Genomic DNA, 18,713 nt, shown 5'->3' on the forward strand with positions numbered 1-18,713 from the left:
GAATGTTGTGGCGACCGACCTTGATGGCGACACGGCGTCGGCGACAGTCAGCGTTGCGGTCTCGGACGATGTTCCGACGGCGACTGATCAGTCGAACATTGATGTAGCTGAGGATGCGGTTGCGCCGATCAGTGGCAACGTCATGACCGATGGTACGCCTGACACCGAGGGCGCTGATGGTGCGACGGTGACATCGTTCAACGTTGGTGGTGTGGTGACGGCTGTACCGCAGGATGGGACGGATGGAACGTACAGCAATGCCAATGGCAGCTATACGATGGACATGTTCGGGAACTGGACGTTTGATCCGAACCTGAACCTTGACCAGACGTCGGGCGATATTGACGCCTCGTTCACCTACACGCTGACCGATGGTGATCTTGATATTGATACGGCGACGCAGCCGATCAGCATTACCGATGGTGCGGATCCGATGGCAGGGTTGCCGATCAGCCTGTTGGTTGATGATGAGAACCTGAGCGACGGCAGCGATCCTGCGGTGCCGGTGACGAACAGCGGCTCGACGACCTTTACAGAAGGCTCGGACGACATTGTGTCGATCGCGTTTGCCGATGGTCCCAATGCGCTGGACAATCTGGACTCCAGCCTAACTTGGTTACGTGTTGACGATAACACGATCACCGGATCGGATGGCGGCACGCTGGTCGTGACGCTGACGCTGGGTGTGGTTGACAACACGGCGACGGTGACGGCGACCTTGTCGAACAATTACGACAGCCACCCGCTGTTTACGCAGGACGACACGTACGACCTGGGCGATGTGAATGTTGTGGCGACCGACCTTGATGGCGACACGGCGTCGGCGACAGTCAGCGTTGCGGTCTCGGACGATGTTCCGAGCGCGGTCGCCCCAGCGACTGCTTCTCTAGCCAATTTTGCCGGTGCAGCCGGCGAATTCAACCTCGATGGAGCGCTCATCGGCACCACTCCCGATGTCGATGACAATTATGGTGCTGACGGTGGGCAAGTAGTCTTTACGACTGCAAATACCATTGGCCTTCCTGACATCAATGGTGACTTCGCCGATGGTACTCTCGAAGCTCAAAACCTGACTTCGGGCTTGTCGCCGCTTAACTACATCATCTTTGATGCAGACGGTAATTCATCGACCACTGGCCCAATATTGTATGCTTACACGGGTCCAGAAGTCCCAGGAAGTACCACACTTACCGACTTTACTGATCTGCAAGGTCCGTATTTTTCGGAACTAGTTTTCAAACTAGCCTTGGACGACCCTGCTACCATTGACGACCAGTATTCAGTTGAAATTTTTCAACCGATAGACTCGGTAACTGACGTCGATTTCAACGACGGTGGCTACGACTTTGTTGGCGGCAATGGATCCTGGGCTGGCTTTAACAATCCTGGAACAATTGGAAGCCAGGACCTGCTATTGACGCCAATCGAAGGCCCCGACCAAGCCGGCTCAGTAAATACAAATGCCAATGAAGGCGGCATTAGCGACGGTAACTCAGTGAAAACAGGCGAAGCTATGCTTGTCGATTTTGTGATCGATCTGGTTGGCAATCCTCCGAGCAAATTAGACTACGAAGACCTTGGTGGGGACAACCACACATTTAGTGGTCATTACACTGCGAATGGTGCTTCAGCCCTGTTCACGCAAATTACAGGTGGAGCGGCTGAAAGCACAATTACAATCGCTGCCAGCGACGATAACACTGTCACTGGAACAGATAACAACGACGTCGTTGGCGATGGTCAGCTGGACAAGATCGTTGAGATCACCATCCTATATAACAACGATGCGCTTGAAATTTTCAGGGCGGATGGAAATGACAGCTACGATATCGGAGGTCACTCCTTCACTGTCACTTGGGGTACGGACACAGTAACTGTAGCAGGAGTGGTGAGTAACACTCGGATTGCAGCCTTCACAGAGGATGGCTACAATAGCCTCGAATTCCTAAATTCTGGTGGTCAGCCGTTCAAAATTGGTGATTTTGGCGCCTCCGTTATATCGGACAACCCGGTAAACTTCACCGTACCCATCTCAGTCATTGATGGAGATGGAGACGAGGTGGATTCCGGCAACCTCGACATAACAGTCAACCCTACCTTCTCCACGCTCGCTATGGATATAGATGGGGACGACGCGATTAGTTTCCTCGGAACTGATCAAGGGCCGCTGATCGATTATACCGGATCTGGTGAGAAGGCTTCATCTGCATGGGTAGGCCCTAACGACGGTTTCTTCGCAATTCTTGAAGGGGGCGCTCTCCAGTTCAGTTTCGGGGATGCTTCGACTGGGGGAGCTTTAGCTGCCTTGGCGGCCTTCGATAAAATCCAGGGAGCCGACAATGACGGTCTCTTGGAAGAGTCCGATGTTGGTCAAGTCATTTGGGCAAAATTTGGAGTTTGGCAGGACGACGGCGACGGCGTCTACCAGGCAAACGAGTTTACTAGTCTCACAGACCTTGGAATCACTGCAATCGCGCTAGGATATCGTGATGGTGTGACCAACCCCCTCCTTTTTGATCTTGAGACATCTCAAGCCGATGGCGAGGTTGTTGTCACGCAAACTGCTTCATTCGTAAGGAATGGGGTGGAATACGTTGCGGCGAATGCGGAGTTGGATCCAGTAATTGCAGAACAGCCAAATACCGAAACAAAGCCAGCCAACGATCTCTTTGCTGAACTGCTCAACTCGCGCAGCTTCGCTGCTTCGATGATAGCTACTGCGGGTCTCGGCGCCTTGATGGTCAATTCCGGTGAAGCGGGCGCTTTTGATGGTAATGCTTCGGCAATTTCCTCTGAGTTCCGCAGCTTTGCTGGTGGTTCGACCTTCGAAATGGTTGCCATGAACAGCCTCGGTAACTTCGAAGGCGCTGTTTTGGTTGACTGGACGTCATCAGCAGAAACGCCGCTTTTGGTTAGCGTTGATGGTAAGTTTGGAAACGATGATGCCTTTACCTTTGATGGCATGGCTGACCTTGCGGACTTCGGCGCAAATGGCATCGGAGCCACAGGGATGGTCGAATTCCTAGCCGAAGGCGCGGCATTTGCCGCTGCAGCCCCGATGATGGGGGCCCTTGATGCGAGTGGCTCGTTGATGGATGCTCTGCTTTCGCTGGCCCCGGAAACCAGCGACGAAAGCCTCGCGCAGGCTGCTGGCCTTGGCGAAAGTGGCGTGACTGTGAAGGTGGTCGACATAATGGACGACGTTATGGCCGGCCATACCGTAGACGGCGTGATCGAGCACTTTGCCAGCTCGACAAACGAATTCGTTGTTTTGGCAAATGAAAATGGTTACCTCGGTAATGACACTTTGGCGGCAATGATCGAGACGGGCGCATTCGCTTTCAAAAACGGCATCGCAGATGACATGACCGAAGAGGCAGCAGCACTTGCAGCGATGCACGCTTGAAATAAGATCCTTTAACGAGGAGGAATGAAATGCGTTTGACTAAGGCGTTGGCGGCAGCGACTTCGCTGGCAATCGGTATGGTGGCTAACCAGGCTGCGCTGGCGCAAGGCAGCGATGCCGAAGTGCTGATGGCGATGGGCAGGGATACCCTGCGCGGTGAGATCCAGATGCGGTTCGAGGGAGCGCTCTCCGCCTCGAAGAACCCGTCTATAATCAACGCCGACGATGCGCGTCATGTTTGGGCTAATGAAGCCAAGGCGCAGTGCGGTATCGCGATGGGATATCTCAAGTCGGGCACAAAGGATCCCGTTTCGATTGGCAAGTGCGTGCGAGCTTACGAGATGATGAGCTTTGTGCCTGCGCCGCCGCCTCCGCCACCTCCGCCGCCACCTCCGCCGCCACCTCCGCCGCCTCCGGCCGTATGCGACAATCCGGCGCTGATCTTCTTTGGATGGGACGACGCAGTTCCTCCGGCAACCGAAGCTCAGCAGGTGATAGATTTCATTGCCGCCAATGCCGGGGCCTGCAACTGGAGCAGTTACAATTTGATCGGCCACGCTGACAAGTCGGGCTCGAACGCCTACAACATGCGCCTGTCCGAAGCGCGCGCCAACAACGTGGCTGACATGCTGCGCCCGGCTGTGCCGAATGCGACCGTGACCGTCGAGTTCAAGGGCGAGGAAGAGCCGCGCGTGCCGACCGAGGACGGCGTTCGCGAGCTGCAGAACCGCCGCGTCGAAATCCAGGTCCGCTAAGAGGAGGGCGAGATGAAAAAAGCAACACTCACAAGCTTCGCCGCCGCCGCACTCTTGGCCGCCGCTTCTTCGGGCGCCATCGCGCAGTCTGGAGACAGCACGGTTTCAATGCAGGATGCGATCGAAACCGCCATCATGTCCAACCCGGAAATCATGCAGGCGCAGTACAACACGGAAGCGATCCAGTTCGAACGCGAGCAGGCGCAATCGCTGTACTACCCGCGCATCGACGTGGAAACTTCGGCTGGTATCCGACGGCTGGAAAACAACACCCGTCGTAATCTGGGTATCGCCAATAACGAGCTTTATCCGCTCGAGGCACAAGGCACGATCGACTGGACTATGTTCGACTTCGGCCGTCGCCGTGGCGAATTGCTGCGCCAGGCGGCACGCGTCGACGGCGCATCGCTGCGCGTGGTTGAGCGTTCAGAGTTCATCGCGCTGCAGGTGGCTCGCCAGTATCTTGATGTGATGCTGCAACAGCGCATTGCCGCCGCCAGCGAAGATAACCGGGCCTTCCATGAGGCGCTGGTGAGCGACCTCGAGCAGGGCGTTGCTCAGGAATCAATATCAATCGCCGACCTGCAGCAGGCTCAAGAGCGGCTGCAGTCGTCGATTGTGCGCGAGGAAGAAGCCAAGCAGGCTCTCGAAGTGGCGCAGAACTCGCTTCGCCGCCTTGCAGGCATATCGATCGACCAGCCAGCCCTGCCACCCGACCTCCTGTCATCGATGCCCACGTCGCGCGATATGGCCATTGGCATGGCCCGAACCGATAACCCTCTGGTGCGTGAAGCGCAGGCTGACGTCGATGCGGCACACGGTTTAGTGATGGCTGCCAAGGGCGAATTCTTCCCCACTGTAGGCGTCGACGTGCGGGGCCGCATTGGTGAGGATATCGACGGCTTTGCCGGCGAAACGAACGATGTACAGGCGCGTGTTTACCTCCGCTGGAACATCTTCGACGGTGGGCGCAAGCGCGGCAACTACCAAGAAATGGTGCATCGTGCCTCTCAGGCGCGCTATCGCCTGCACGAAATGACCCGCCGTGCCGAGGAAGACGCGGCCAATGCCTGGACCACGCTTGAGGCGGAGCAGAACATTGGCAAAGCACTGGCCCGGCAGTCCGAGGTGGCCGACGATCTGCTCTTGAGCTATCGCAGCCAGTTCGACGTCGGACGACGTTCGCTGCTCGACGTGCTTGATGCGCAGAATACGCGCTACAATACTCAGGTTCGGTTTGAAACTTCGCGCTTTTCTGAGATCTTTGCGCAGTATCAGGTTTTGGCGTCCACCAACCGTTTCCTGACCGCGATCAACATCGCGCCAGGCGCGGGTGCGGGCAAGAACGAGCGTGAGCGGTTCGATTACGGTCCTTCGAAAGACGCGGAAAACGATTATCGACGTTACGCCAACTAAGCCTAGTTGAGACAAATGCGAGGTTTTCGTGCTGCAGAACATGAACATGGACGCGCTGCAGGCGAATGATCCGCTGATCAAGTGTATCGGCGAGTTGGCGCGTCGCTATCGTGTCGCCTTCTCCCCATCGCAATTTGACGCCCTCGCACGTGATGCAACCGGGCGCTTGCCGTTCCATCAGGCCGAGGCTGCAATTGAGCTCACCGGGCTTGATTTCGAACGTCATGATTTCAAGAGGCTTCCGACGCGCGATGCCGCTTATCCGGCTTTGATTTCAACCTCAGACGGCAAGGGCGCCGTGATCCAGGAGGCGCGCGAAGGCGAGCTTTTGCTTTGGACGCCCGACAGCGGCGAAGCACGCTGGATGAGCCGGGACGAAGTTGCATCGGAGTACGCCGGTCAGTTCCTAAGCATATTCGGTGATCCGGATGCGCTGCGCGAGCAAGAGGCGCCGTGGCATCAGAAAGCGCGCCATCACTGGTTCTGGGGCGAGCTACGAAAGGAACGCAAGGCCTTCCGGGCGGTGCTGGTCGCTTCGCTGATCATCAACATACTGGCGTTAGCGCTGCCACTTTTCACCATGAACGTCTATGACCGGGTGATACCGAACCGCGCAGTGTCCACCCTTTGGGTCCTCGGTGTCGGCGTGCTGCTAGCTTTCGCGATGGAGTTTGCGCTGCGATCAGCGCGGACCAATGTGATCGACGAGATAGGTCGTCGGCTCGATATCAAACTGTCGCAAAAAATTTTTGGGAGGGTCATGGGTCTCCCGCTAGCCTCGCGGCAGGGCAATACCGGCGCGCTCGCCGCGCGGGTCAGTGAATATGCCGTAGTGCGCGATTTCTTCGCCTCGACGACGATCGTGTTGATCGTCGACATTACCTTCCTTTTGCTGTTCGTGGCTGTGATCGCTTATATCGCCGGCTACCTAGCGCTGGTCCCGATAGTGGCAATGGTTCTGATGGCGTCTGCCGGCTTCTTTCTGCAGCGCAAGGTTACCGATGCGGCGCGCGATGCCCAGGCGGATCATGGCTTGCAGCAGACGCTGCTGGTCGAATCTGTGGCTGGCATGGAAACGCTCAAGTCGATGAATGGCGAACGCGCCATGATGGGCCGCTGGTACAACCTCGCGGATATCGGCAGCGTCTCGCAGCAGCGCTTGAAGAAGATCCAGTCGATAGCCGTCGGGCTGGCACAAACTTGCCAGCAGGTATCGTCGATTTCTTTAGTGGTCGGCGGTTATTATCTGTTCGACGCCGGTGTGATCACCATGGGTACGATTATCGCGGTGGTGATGCTGTCATCCCGCTCGCTTGCGCCGGTCGGCCAGATTGCCTTCCTGCTAACCCGGGGGCGCCAGGCGCGTGAGACGCTTGAATCGATCGAACGGCTGTTCGAAGTGCCTGATGAGCGCAAGCAGGGCTCATCCATGCTGCCAGCAACGGTGAGAAAGGCCAAACTCAAGCTGGAAGACGTGACTTTCTCCTATCCCGATGCGCCAGTGGCTGCGCTCGACCGGATCAACCTCACCATCAAGCCGGGCGAAAGGATTTGCCTGATTGGGCGTGTCGCTTCGGGAAAGTCTACTCTGGGTAGGTTAATTTGCGGCCTATATCAGCCGAATGAAGGCGCTTTCTTGGTAAATAACATCGACTCGCGGCAGTTTCGGCCGCAGGACCTTCGCAATGCCTTCCGCTTTGTGGGTCAGGATGCCACCTTGTTTACCGGTTCCATCAAAGAAAATCTTATGCTCGGAGCCCCCGAGGTCGACGATGAGCGACTGTTTGAAGCGATGCGCATGAGCGGCGCGGACGATTTCTTGGCGCGCGATGACACCGGTTATGACCGCGCCGTGGGCGAGCAGGGCCGCCGCCTTTCGGGCGGACAACGCAGCTTCCTGGCGCTGGCGCGTGCATTTGTGACACCGTGCGAGTTGCTGTTCCTCGACGAACCGACCGGCGCGATGGACTCGCAGACCGAGCGGCAGTTCGTCGAACGGGTCAAGCAGTCGCTTTCGCCCGAGCAGACCTTGCTGATTTCGACGCACCGCCCGGCGCTGTTCGAGCTGTGCGACCGCATCATCGTGCTCGACAAGGGCCGCGTCGTGGCTGACGGTAGTAAGGAAGAGATTCTCGCCCGCGCCAGTGCGCAGGGCGATATGGCGCAGGGGGAAACCTCCAAGTGACCGGGCAAGTCGCCTCGAGGGCGAAGGCCTGGCGCGACAGCAGCGGTGCGACGCCGGGCCGTCTGGCGCTGGGTGGCGGCTTGTTGACGGTGTTCATCGTGGCGCTGGCTTTTGTGATCGGCAGCCCCGATCCGTCTCGCGCTGAAAGCGGCATTTCGATGCGCTCGAGCGAAGTGGCGCGGCTCAAGAACCTCGACCAGGGTGCGCAGGCCGAACTTCTGATCGAAGGCGTGAGCGCGCAGGAACGCAACGCGCTGATCCCCACGGCCGTTTTGCCGCTGGGCCGGGTTTCGGGCTTCAGCGCCATCCCCAAGAGCAGCCAGCAATATCGCAGCGCGTTCACCTGCCTGACGCAGGCGATCTATTACGAAGCGGCGAACGAACCGCTGCAGGGCAAGCGCGCCGTGGCGCAAGTGGTGCTCAACCGGATGCGGCACCCGGCTTATCCAAAGTCGGTGTGCGGCGTGGTATACGAAGGTGTTTACCAGCCCGTTTGCCAATTCAGCTTCACCTGCGACGGCGCGCTGCTGCGCAAGCCGATGGCGCGGCAGTGGGGCGAATCGAAAGCGGTGGCGGAAGCCATGCTGGCGGGCGGGGTCGAGCCTTCGGTCGGCACCGCCACGCATTACCACGCCGATTACGTCGTGCCGCGCTGGGCCTTTACGCTCGCTAAGATCGAGCAGATCGGCACGCATATCTTCTACCGCTTCCCCGGTCGCCCCGGCGGAGCGGGCTCGTTTACCGGCCGCTGGAATGGTTACGAAGCCGTGCCGTCGATCGATTTCGACCGGCTGCGCGGAATGCTTGAAGCCGATCTCGTTCCGGTCGAACCCGAATTGACGCCGGGTCTCACCGTGACCCCTCTTGTGACCGACCGCCACGCGCCGAGCGACGTGGGTGGGCGGATCGACACCACCAAGAGCTGGCGCCTGTCGATCCCAGATCCGGTCGCCGCTTCGGGCGCCTATTCGGCGGCGCGGGCGAACCAGGGTGAAAGCGCCCCGGCCAATGCGCTTACGGAGGCAGGCGAGGCCGCACAGTGAGTACAGCGGATACAGTGAAAAAGTGGTTCGAAATCGTTTCCGACTGGGATCCCAATCGGAAGCTCATCGCGGCTTGCGCAGTGACCTTCTTTACCCTGTTGCTTTGGGCCAGCCTTGCGCAGACCGAAGAGGTGACGCGCGGCATGGGCAAGGTGATCCCTTCGTCCAAGGCGCAGCTGGTGCAGCCGGCGGAGCCATCGGTGATCGAGGAAATCCTCGTGCGTTCAGGCCAGAGCGTCAAGAAAGGCCAGTTGCTGGTCAGGCTCGATGACGACATCGCCGATTCCGAACTGAGCCGCCTCGAAACCGAGAACGATCGGCTGAGCGCGCGCGCCGCACGGCTCGAAGGCGAAGCGACCGGCACTGCGCTGGGCTGCGGAGAAGGCGAGGAATGCGCCGACGAACGGCGCCTGCAGGAAGTGCGCCTGGCGACTGCGCGCAGCCGCGAGCGAGGGCTTGCCGCTGCGGTCGAGCAGCGCCGCCGTGACCTTGGTGAAGCGCAGGCGACCGTGGCGGCGCTGGAAAACAGCACAAGGCTGGCGCAGGATCAGGTCAATATGCTCGAACCGCTCGCGGCCAAGGGCATCGTCCCACGCACCGAGCTGATCACTGCGCAGCGCGACCTTGTCGACACGCGCGGGCGGCTCACTGCGGCGCGGCAGGGCGTGGCCCGCGCGCAGGCGGCGATCAACCAGGCGCAGGCCGACCTTGCGGCGGCGCGCAGCGAATTCCAGCAGCAGGCGCTCAACGAGCGGTCCGAACTTGCCACCCGCATCGCGGTGAACGAGCAGACCATTCGCGGCGCTGCTGCGCGGCGCGATCGCAACGAATTGCGTTCGCCCGCAGACGGCATCGTCAACGATGTGCAGGTCACCACCGTGGGCGGCTTCGTGGGCGCGGGCGAGAAGATCATGCAGATCGTGCCGGTGGGCGACAAGCTTCTGGTCGAAGCGCGCGTTGCACCTAAGGATATCGCCTTCATCAAAGTGGGCGATCCGGCCAATGTGAAGGTCACCGCTTACGATTTTTCGACCTATGGCGGGCTGAGCGGCCATGTGCTGCAGGTGAGCGCCGACAGCGTCTATGACGAAGTCGAGCGCGAGACCTATTACACCGTTTTGGTCGAGACCGACCGTTCCTATCTCACCCGTGGCGGGCAGCGCCTGCCGATCGTGCCCGGCATGATCTGCGACGTGGAGATCATTACCGGCAAGAAAAGCGTGCTGAGCTATTTGATGAAGCCGATCACGCGCGGCCTCAACGAGGCGATGACCGAGCGCTGAGCCCTTCGCGCCCCGCGAAGCGGGCCTGCGCATCGCCTGCTCTAGGTAGGTTACCCTATCGATCCACTGTCCGGGTCGGGCGCATGCTTGCCTCACGCGCGCAATCCCGCGCGTCGTCAGCAAGGCCCGGCATAGGCCAGGAGATTATCATGAGAACGTCCGCAGCAATCGGCATCGCCGCGCTAGGAGGGACGATTGCATATCAATTCCTTCCGGAAAAGCAGCGGGAACGGATTTCCTCGGCCATTCGACGCCAGTTGTCGGAGCGGATGGAAGACGTGTTCGACAGCATGCCTCAAGGTTCCCCGCCATCGCTGGTCAGGGCTGTCCTTCCCAAGATCGAGTCGCAGAACGAGTAAATCCTGTACCTGCTGCGCGAACAGAACGCGCTGCTCAGCGGCAAGGAAAGCGTCAGTGCTAAGTAGCGGGTCCGGCTTCTTGCGAGCCAGGGCGGAGCGTCAGCGGTTCAGCGCGATCTACACCGGGCGCTGCATCTGGGCTTCGCCCACGGCAGTGCCGTGGATGAAACGATCTTTGCCGGCAAAGCTCATCACCGGGCGATAGCCGTAATCTGCGGCGGCAGGCGCGATCCGGTCGCTCGCCATGTCGAGCATTACCCAATCGTCGCCCTGGCGCACCAGCAGCACGGCATGATCAGATCGCTGAGCGGTATCGCGGGCAAGCGTCAGCATCAGGTCGCCCCGCGACACGCCAGCGGCGGCGAGCATCTGCATCTTGAGGATCGCGTAATCCTCGCAATCGCCGGTTCCGCTGCGCAGCGTATGTTGCGCGTCGGCCCAGTAATCGGCGGTGCCGTGCAGTAGGCGGTCGTCGCGATAGCGGATATTGCGGTTGACCCAGCTGTTAATCGTGCCGAGCAATTCCCCGCGGTCCTGCGGTACCGCGCCCACTGTGCGGGTGAGGTCGCGCCGCGACAGCCCCTTGCTTGACACCCGCTTCCAATCAGCGTCGAAGGGGGTGCGGCCGATGCGCACGCGCTGGGTGCCGAGGACGCGCCCGGTCGTGGCAGGAGCGATTGCGCTGGCGACACGCGCGCCGATCGCGGCGCAAGCGTTGGGGTTGGCGAGAGTGAGCGCCTGTGGCCGTGGCGCCGGGGCCGGCATCTCGATGCCTGCCTGCGCGAGCCGCATCTTCTCGAGCGCGCTCATCTGGCCGCCCAGGATCGCCGCGCTGTTGGCTATCCGGGCCGCGGCGGGGGTGGCGAGCGGGTGGCTGGCAGGAATTGGCGGAGTTGCGAGCTGCGCGGTGAAAGCGGCGGGCTGCAGATGGCAGGCCACTTCCGAAATCCCGACTGCTGCCAGCGCCATGGCGCTGGGCACCGTAACCGACAGCGGCGCAGCGGCCGAAAGCGGCGCGGCGGCGAGCACGGTTGCGGCACCTGCAGCAAGGAGGGACTTCCTGAACATGGTCCCTGTTTGCCGCAACAGGAGTGACCAAGCGGTTTGAAGACAAGGTTACCAAACCGGTAGGGCTGATTGACGGGAAGTTATCGCCGGGCTGCAGGAAAGGGCGTGCCGCGCGGCAGGCGAGGGTCAATCCGGCGGCCCGTCTCCCGTCGCACCAAGGTGACTATTTGCGGCCAGAACCGTCCAGTGGAGGATCAGCACCGCGCGCGTTCCATCAAATCGACCAGCTCTTCGAATTTGGCGCGCTGTTCCTTCGCGTCGCCCGAAGCGATCGCCTCGGCCACGCAGCAGGCGGCATGATCCTTCAGGATCTGGCTCTCGACCTTGAGGAGGGCGGATTTGATTGCCTGGATCTGGTGCAGGATATCGATGCAATAGCGGTCTTCCTCGACCATCTTCGCCACGCCGCGTACCTGGCCGGCGATGCGGTTGAGCCGGTTGATCTTCGCGCTGGCTTGTGTGGACATCGAAATAGCCTCTTTCCATATACCCTACGGGGGTATATAGCGGGAACCGATCCCCAAGTCTACAAGTTGCGAACTCCTGTATGTCTATTGCTGTTTCCCGCCGCCGTCTGATCACCAGCACTGTCGGCCTAGCCGCCGCTGCCTCGCTTCCCGTGCCCGCCTGGGCCAAGGGCGCATCGCTGCCGCATGCGCGGCGCGGCTTCGGCGAACTGTCGGGAGAGAATATCCATCTCTCGATCGGCGACCACCACTTCATGACCGGTGCCCGCGCGGGCCATGCCCATGCCGTAAACGGCACGGTGCCGGGTCCGCTGATCCGCCTCAAGGAAGGGCAGAACCTCCGCCTGCATGTGACGAACAAGCTGGCGGAGGATTCCTCGATCCACTGGCACGGGCTGCTGCTGCCCTTCCAGTTCGACGGGGTCCCGGGCGTCAGCTTCCCCGGGATCAAGCCGGGCGAAACCTTCACTTACGAATTCCCGATCCGCCAAAGCGGCACCTATTGGTGGCACAGCCATTCGGGCCTGCAGGAGCAGGCCGGGCTGTATGGGCCGATCGTGATCGAAAGCGCTGAGCCCGATCCGCGCTATGACCGCGACTATGTGGTGCTGCTGTCGGAATTCACGCCTATGCATCCGCATGATATCATGCGCAAGCTCAAGGTGGGCGAGCATTACTTCAACCGCCAGATGCAGACCGCCACCGATGGCGAGATGAGCGGAGCGGATCGCCGCATGTGGGGCAAGATGCGGATGAACCCGCGCGACATCTCCGACGTGACCGGCATGGCCTATACGTTCCTCATCAACGGCCACGGCCCGGCGGACAACCTCCAGCTGGCGTTCAAGCCCGGCGAGCGGGTGCGGCTGCGCGTGATCAACGGCAGCGCGATGACCTTCTTCAACGTGCGCATTCCCGGCGTGCCGATGACGGTGATCGCGGCGGACGGGATCGATGTGGCCGATGTGGTGGTGGACGAATTCCAGATCGGGGTGGCAGAAACTTATGATGTGATCGTGACCCCGCCCGATGGCAGCCACGCGCTTGTCGCCGAAGCGATGGACCGCAGCGGCATGGGCATTGCCAGCCTGACTTCGCATCCCGGACATATCGCTACTCCGCCGCCGCTGCGCGAAGTGCCGACTCTGACCATGGCCGACATGGGCATGGGGATGATGGACCATTCCGCGATGGGGCATGGCGATATGGGCGGCATGGACCATTCGATGCGCGACAAGAGCCTGGTGCCAGATGACGTGGAGGTCGGTCCGGGGGTCGACATGATTGCGCCGATGCCGGTCGACCGGATGGATTTCTCCGGCCTCGGGCTCGACAAGGTCAAGCATCGCGTTCTGCGCTACACCGATCTCAAGGCGAAGCGGATGAACCCGCACCGCATGGTCGAGCGCGAGCTGGAGATCCACCTCACCGGCAATATGGAACGCTACATGTGGTCGTTCGACGGCAAGGCCTTCTCCGCCGTCACCGACAATCCGATCCGCTTCGGATATGACGAGCGGGTGCGGGTGAAGCTGGTGAACGATACGATGATGGCGCATCCGATCCATCTGCACGGCCATTTCTTCGAACTGGTCAATGGCGCGGACCATTTGCACCAGCCATTGAAGCACACGGTGGTGGTACAGCCGGGCGGAACCGCTACTTTCGACCTCACCGCTAATGAGCCAGGTGACTGGGCGTTCCACTGCCATTTGCTCTACCACATGCACGCCGGGATGATGCAGGTGGTGACGGTGCGGCCCTTCCCGCACGGGGGGCACCACTGATGCGCGCGCTCCTTCTTGCCGGCGCTGCAATGCTAGCGCCCCCCGCCATGGCGCAGGACCATTCGGCGCATGACCACTCTGCGCACCAGCAGGCACCCGCGCCAGCTCCCACGCCTACGCCTGCCCCGATGGACCATTGCGCGATGGGGCATTTACCGCCCGAGCAATGCCCGCCGAAGGACGATCACACCAATCATGGCGCGATGGACCACTCGCAGCACACTATGCCGATGGTGGACAGGTCCGTGCCAGGCGCCGCACCCGAAAGCGCGGTTCCACCGCGTGCGCTCGGAGGCCCGCTCCACGCTGCCGACGCGATCTGGGGCACCGACGCGATGGCCACCGCCCGCGAGGAAAACCGCCGCATGCATGGCGAAATGACCACCGGTATGGTGCTGGTCGAACGGCTGGAGGCACGCATCCCGGAAGAGCGCGGCGAGGACGGCTGGCTGTGGGACGCGCAGGCCTGGTACGGCGGCGACATCGACAAATTCGTGCTCAAGACCGAAGGTGAAGGCGAGATCGGCGGCAGCGCCGAGGATGCCGAAGTGCAGGCGCTGTGGAGCCACGCGATCGGCCCCTTCTTCGACCTGCAGGCAGGCGCGCGGCTGGATATCGAGCCCGAAACGCGCAGCCACCTCGCGCTCGGCATACAGGGGCTCGCGCCCTACATGTTCCACGTCGACGCCGCGGCCTTCCTGAGCGACCGGGGCGACCTTACCGCGCGGTTCAAGGGCGAATACGACCAGAAGATGACGCAAAGCCTGATCCTGCAGCCGCGGGTCGAACTGGAATCCTCAGCCCAGGACATCCCCGAACGCGGGATCGGCGCTGGGCTGACCAAGATCGAGCCCGGCCTGCGCCTGCGCTATGAGATCGTGCGCGAATTCGCGCCCTATGTCGGCGTGGAATATGAAGCGAAACTGGGAGAGACGGCGGATATCGCGCGCGCCGCGGGCGATGACCCCACCGGCTGGAAGTTCCTGCTCGGTATCAGGGGTTGGTTTTAAGAAGGTTGTCTCTGATCATCTCCGCATTTTCGGCGATGATCTTGGTCACATCCACCCCGGTGATATAGGCGCGGCCTTCCATCCGGTTCTTCACCATATGGTCGAGCAGCGGGAGCAAATCCGCCACCTGCTTGCTGCGTTCGCGCTGCACCAGCTCGCGCGCTGCGCCTAGCGCGCGTGCCTCCAGCTCGGCATAGAGCGCTTCGGATGGCTTTTCCTGCTGCGTGCCGTGCCGCGCGGGCAGGAAAAGCGCGACCGGCGCTATGACCGGCGGGACGATCGGGATTAGGGCGCAGGGGATCGTGACTGGACCCCACGCCATCCTTGACCTTTGGGCGAATCCAACATAAGGGCGCGCCAACCGAACGGGGCCTTTGGCCTCGCAAGGCCAATAGAGCTGAACATTGCCGGTCATGTCCCGGGGGCCAGTCGCTGTTGCGGCGTGGCTCTTTTCTATTGGGGTGCCATCGGCTTTTTCCGCATTCGACCCTTCGACAAGCTCGGGGCGAACGGATGCGGGAAGGGCAAGGCACTTTGGGGCAGCCGTCAAAGTAACCCGGTGGCCAGTGGCTTTTGGGTGGAGCGTTTCAGCTTGTTCATGCCGCCGCGTGCACAGCCCGTCATGCTTCGACAGGCTCAGCACGAACGGGCTGGGTGAACGAGCAACCTCCATCCCGATCGCATCAAGTCGCCGCCATAAATACGGTGAAGAGTACTTATGCCGACGATCAACCAGCTGGTCCGCAAGGGCCGCACCCCGCAGAAGGCCAAGAGCAAGGTCCCTGCGATGGAGCAGAACCCGCAGAAGCGCGGCGTCTGCACGCGCGTCTATACCACGACGCCGAAGAAGCCGAACTCCGCTCTGCGCAAGGTTGCCAAGGTGCGCCTGACCAACCAGCGCGAAGTCATCTCCTACATCCCCGGCGAAGGCCATAACCTGCAGGAACACAGCGTCGTGCTGATCCGCGGCGGCCGTGTGCGCGACCTTCCAGGCGTGCGCTATCACGTGCTTCGCGGCGTGCTCGACACGCAGGGTGTGAAGGACCGCAAGCAGAGCCGTTCGAAGTACGGCGCCAAGCGGCCGAAGTAAGGTTTAGGCGCGGGAAGGTCCGGCTCCGGCCCGATGCGCCACCCGGCTACCTACAGGGTAGTCTTTGGGTGGCCGGGTAGGGGAGCGGGCTGGAGCCGCAAGGCAACACGGAGGTGTTGCCGCACTCCGAAGGAGTTTAGATAAGATGTCACGTCGTCGTCGTCCCGAGAAGCGGGAAATCCTGCCTGACCCGAAGTTCGGGGATCAGGTTCTGTCGAAGTTCATGAACAACCTCATGCTGGATGGTAAGAAGTCCGTTGCCGAGCGCATCGTCTATGGCGCGCTCGAAACGGTCGAAGCGAAGGCCAAGGCCGATCCGATCCAGATGTTCCACGATGCGCTAAACAATGTGAAGCCGCAGGTGGAAGTACGCAGCCGCCGCGTTGGCGGTGCGACCTACCAGGTGCCGGTCGAGGTTCGCCCCGAGCGTGCCCAGGCGCTCGCCATCCGCTGGCTGATCAACGCCGCTCGCGGTCGCCCCGAAACCACCATGGCTGCGCGCCTATCGGGCGAACTGCTCGATGCGGCGAACAACCGTGGCAATGCCGTCAAGAAGCGCGAAGACACGCACCGCATGGCTGACGCCAACCGCGCGTTCTCGCACTATCGCTGGTAATTTTGGCGCTGGTAAAACCTATCTAGGGGGCAGGCCCCCTCACGGAGACTTAACATGGCACGCGAATATCCGCTGGAGCGGTACCGCAATATCGGCATCATGGCTCACATCGATGCCGGCAAGACCACGACTACCGAGCGTATCCTCTACTACACCGGCAAGTCCTACAAGATCGGCGAAGTGCACGATGGTGCCGCGACGATGGACTGGATGGAGCAGGAGCAGGAGCGCGGGATCACCATTACCTCGGCTGCGACCACCACATTCTGGTCGGCTGAAGACGGGAAGGGCCCTAAGCACCGGATTAACATCATCGACACCCCGGGGCACGTCGACTTCACCATCGAAGTCGAGCGTTCGCTGCGCGTGCTCGACGGTGCGGTCGCGGTGTTCGACGGCGTTGCGGGCGTTGAGCCACAGTCGGAAACCGTATGGCGCCAGGCCGACAAGTATGGTGTTCCGCGGATGTGCTTCATCAACAAGCTCGATCGTACCGGCGCAGACTTCTACTATTGCGTGCAGTCAATTATCGACCGTCTCGGCGCCACTCCGCTGGTGCTGTATCTCCCGATCGGCGCGGAAAGCAGCCTCAAGGGCGTTGTCGACCTCGTCAACAACCGCGGCATCGTCTGGAAGGACGAAAGCCTTGGAGCGGAATTCGAATATGTCGAAATCCCGGCCGAGCTCGCCGACAAGGCGGCTGAATATCGTGAAAAGCTGATCGAGACAGTCGTCGAGCAAGACGACGATGTCATGGAAGCCTATCTCGAAGGCGACGAGCCCGACGTGGCGACGCTCAAGCGCCTCATCCGCAAGGGCACCATGGCGCGCGACTTCGTGCCTGTGACCTGCGGTTCGGCGTTCAAGAACAAGGGCGTGCAGCCGCTGCTCGACGCAGTGGTCGACTACATGCCTTCGCCGCTCGATGTTCCCGCGATCAAGGGCGTCCTGCCTGACAGCGACGAGGAAGCCGAGCGTCCTTCGAGCGATGATGCGCCGTTCAGCGCGCTGGCGTTCAAGATCATGAACGATCCCTTCGTGGGCTCGCTCACCTTCACCCGCATCTATTCGGGCAAGCTGACGAAGGGCCAGGTCCTGAACTCGGTGAAGGACAAGAAGGAAAAGATCGGCCGCATGCTGCTGATGCACTCGAACAACCGCGAGGACATCGAAGAAGCATATGCTGGCGACATCGTCGCGCTGGCGGGCATGAAGGACACGACCACTGGCGATACGCTGTGCGATCCGGCCAAGCCGATCATCCTCGAGCGTATGGAATTCCCCGAGCCGGTGATCGAACTGTCGGTGGAACCCAAGACCAAGGCCGACCAGGAAAAGATGGGCGTCGCGCTCAACCGCCTGGCCGCTGAGGATCCCTCGTTCCGCGTCTCGACCGATCACGAATCGGGCCAGACGATCATCAAGGGTATGGGCGAGCTCCACCTCGACATTCTCGTCGATCGCATGCGCCGCGAGTTCAAGGTCGAAGCAAACGTTGGCGCACCGCAGGTGGCTTACCGCGAGTCGCTCGGCCGTGAAGTCGAAGTCGACTACACCCACAAGAAGCAGTCGGGCGGCTCGGGCCAGTTCGGCCGCGTCAAGGTTGTCGTCACTCCGGGTGAGCGCGGCCAGGGCGTCATTTTCGAAGACGAGATCAAGGGCGGCAACATTCCGCGCGAATATATCCCGGCTATCGAAAAGGGCTTCCGCGAGCAGGCCGAAAGCGGCCACCTGGTCGGCTTCCCGATCATCGACTTCAGCATCCGCCTGGTGGACGGCGCGTATCACGATGTCGACTCGTCGGCGATCGCGTTCGAAATCGCCGGACGTGGCGCGATGCGCGAAGTGGCCAGCAAGGCCGGCATCAAGCTGCTTGAGCCGATCATGAAGGTCGAAGTCGTCACCCCTGAAGAATTCATGGGCGACGTGATCGGCGACCTCAATAGCCGTCGTGGCCAGATCCAGGGCACCGACACCCGCGGCAACGCTCAGGTGGTCGAGGCAAACGTGCCGCTGGCCAACATGTTCGGATATGTCAACGAGCTGCGTTCGTTCACTCAGGGCCGCGCCCAGTACACGATGCAGTTCAGCCACTATGACGAAGTGCCGGCGAATGTCGCGCAGGAAGTCAAGGAGAAGCTTGCTTAAGCGAGCGACACCGTCTAGGGGCGGCGCCTGATTCAGCGGGTGCCGCCTTTTCTCCCGCATCGATTCAATTCTAACCAGAG

Annotated in this window: 15 protein-coding genes; 12 read left to right on the forward strand and 3 right to left on the reverse strand. The window is 61.0% G+C overall.

Translation table 11 applies throughout. The annotated features are described in order from the left end of the window. Positions 1-142 precede the first annotated feature (142 nt). The 7 genes from VRS74_RS00005 (at position 143) to VRS74_RS00035 (ending at position 10,447) form a co-directional block, all read left to right on the forward strand. Positions 143-3,406: a beta strand repeat-containing protein gene (locus VRS74_RS00005; protein WP_354143182.1), complete on the forward strand. Its 3,264-nt coding sequence runs from the start codon at positions 143-145 to the stop codon at positions 3,404-3,406. A 29-nt stretch (positions 3,407-3,435) separates the two neighbouring features. Then, complete coding sequence (locus VRS74_RS00010; RefSeq protein ID WP_354143183.1) at positions 3,436-4,161, forward strand: OmpA family protein; 726 nt, start codon at positions 3,436-3,438, stop codon at positions 4,159-4,161. A gap of 12 nt (positions 4,162-4,173) precedes the next feature. After that, complete coding sequence (locus VRS74_RS00015; protein ID WP_354143184.1) at positions 4,174-5,577, forward strand: TolC family protein; 1,404 nt, start codon at positions 4,174-4,176, stop codon at positions 5,575-5,577. Positions 5,578-5,605: 28 nt separating this feature from the next. Next, positions 5,606-7,762, forward strand: coding sequence for a type I secretion system permease/ATPase (locus VRS74_RS00020; protein ID WP_354143185.1), 2,157 nt, complete (start codon positions 5,606-5,608; stop codon positions 7,760-7,762). Further along, on the forward strand, positions 7,759-8,805 hold the full coding sequence (locus tag VRS74_RS00025; protein WP_354143186.1) for a cell wall hydrolase: 1,047 nt from the start codon (positions 7,759-7,761) through the stop codon (positions 8,803-8,805). The genes VRS74_RS00020 and VRS74_RS00025 overlap by 4 nt, the downstream gene beginning before the upstream one ends. A 14-nt stretch (positions 8,806-8,819) precedes the next feature. Continuing rightward, positions 8,820-10,088, forward strand: a complete 1,269-nt coding sequence (locus VRS74_RS00030) for an HlyD family type I secretion periplasmic adaptor subunit (RefSeq protein WP_354143187.1) — start codon at positions 8,820-8,822, stop codon at positions 10,086-10,088. 149 nt (positions 10,089-10,237) lie between these two features. After that, positions 10,238-10,447, forward strand: a complete 210-nt coding sequence (locus VRS74_RS00035; RefSeq protein WP_354143188.1) for a hypothetical protein — start codon at positions 10,238-10,240, stop codon at positions 10,445-10,447. 117 nt (positions 10,448-10,564) lie between these two features. On the opposite strand, the gene VRS74_RS00040 is transcribed toward VRS74_RS00035, so the two are convergent. Both VRS74_RS00040 and VRS74_RS00045 read right to left on the reverse strand, forming a co-directional pair. Beyond that, positions 10,565-11,515: a transglutaminase-like cysteine peptidase gene (locus VRS74_RS00040; protein ID WP_354143189.1), complete on the reverse strand. Its 951-nt coding sequence runs from the start codon at positions 11,513-11,515 to the stop codon at positions 10,565-10,567. Between the two features lie 194 nt (positions 11,516-11,709). After that, positions 11,710-11,982: a metal-sensitive transcriptional regulator gene (locus tag VRS74_RS00045; protein WP_354143190.1), complete on the reverse strand. Its 273-nt coding sequence runs from the start codon at positions 11,980-11,982 to the stop codon at positions 11,710-11,712. An 80-nt stretch (positions 11,983-12,062) separates the two neighbouring features. On the opposite strand from VRS74_RS00045, the gene VRS74_RS00050 reads away from it, so the two are divergent. Continuing rightward, the gene (locus VRS74_RS00050; protein ID WP_354143191.1) at positions 12,063-13,769 is read left to right on the forward strand and encodes a copper resistance system multicopper oxidase; all 1,707 of its coding nucleotides are present in this window, start codon (positions 12,063-12,065) and stop codon (positions 13,767-13,769) included. Between the two features lie 29 nt (positions 13,770-13,798). Then, the gene (locus VRS74_RS00055) at positions 13,799-14,779 is read left to right on the forward strand and encodes a copper resistance protein B (RefSeq protein WP_354143192.1); all 981 of its coding nucleotides are present in this window, start codon (positions 13,799-13,801) and stop codon (positions 14,777-14,779) included. Here the strand turns inward: VRS74_RS00055 and VRS74_RS00060 are convergent. Further along, positions 14,763-15,101 carry a hypothetical protein gene (locus VRS74_RS00060; protein ID WP_354143193.1) on the reverse strand — a complete coding sequence of 113 codons (339 nt, stop codon included), beginning with the start codon at positions 15,099-15,101 and terminating at the stop codon, positions 14,763-14,765. The genes VRS74_RS00055 and VRS74_RS00060 overlap by 17 nt on opposite strands. A gap of 396 nt (positions 15,102-15,497) precedes the next feature. Between VRS74_RS00060 and rpsL the strand changes: the two genes are divergently transcribed. From rpsL to fusA, 3 genes are all read left to right on the forward strand, one after another. Then, the gene (gene rpsL / locus VRS74_RS00065) at positions 15,498-15,869 is read left to right on the forward strand and encodes a 30S ribosomal protein S12 (RefSeq protein ID WP_007164630.1); all 372 of its coding nucleotides are present in this window, start codon (positions 15,498-15,500) and stop codon (positions 15,867-15,869) included. A gap of 145 nt (positions 15,870-16,014) precedes the next feature. Further along, positions 16,015-16,485, forward strand: a complete 471-nt coding sequence (rpsG, locus tag VRS74_RS00070) for a 30S ribosomal protein S7 (RefSeq protein WP_354143194.1) — start codon at positions 16,015-16,017, stop codon at positions 16,483-16,485. A gap of 54 nt (positions 16,486-16,539) precedes the next feature. After that, on the forward strand, positions 16,540-18,633 hold the full coding sequence (gene fusA, locus VRS74_RS00075; protein WP_354143195.1) for an elongation factor G: 2,094 nt from the start codon (positions 16,540-16,542) through the stop codon (positions 18,631-18,633). The last annotated feature ends 80 nt before the right edge of the window (positions 18,634-18,713 follow it).

Source organism: Altererythrobacter litoralis, assembly GCF_036324225.1.
GTDB lineage: Bacteria > Pseudomonadota > Alphaproteobacteria > Sphingomonadales > Sphingomonadaceae > Erythrobacter > Erythrobacter litoralis_A.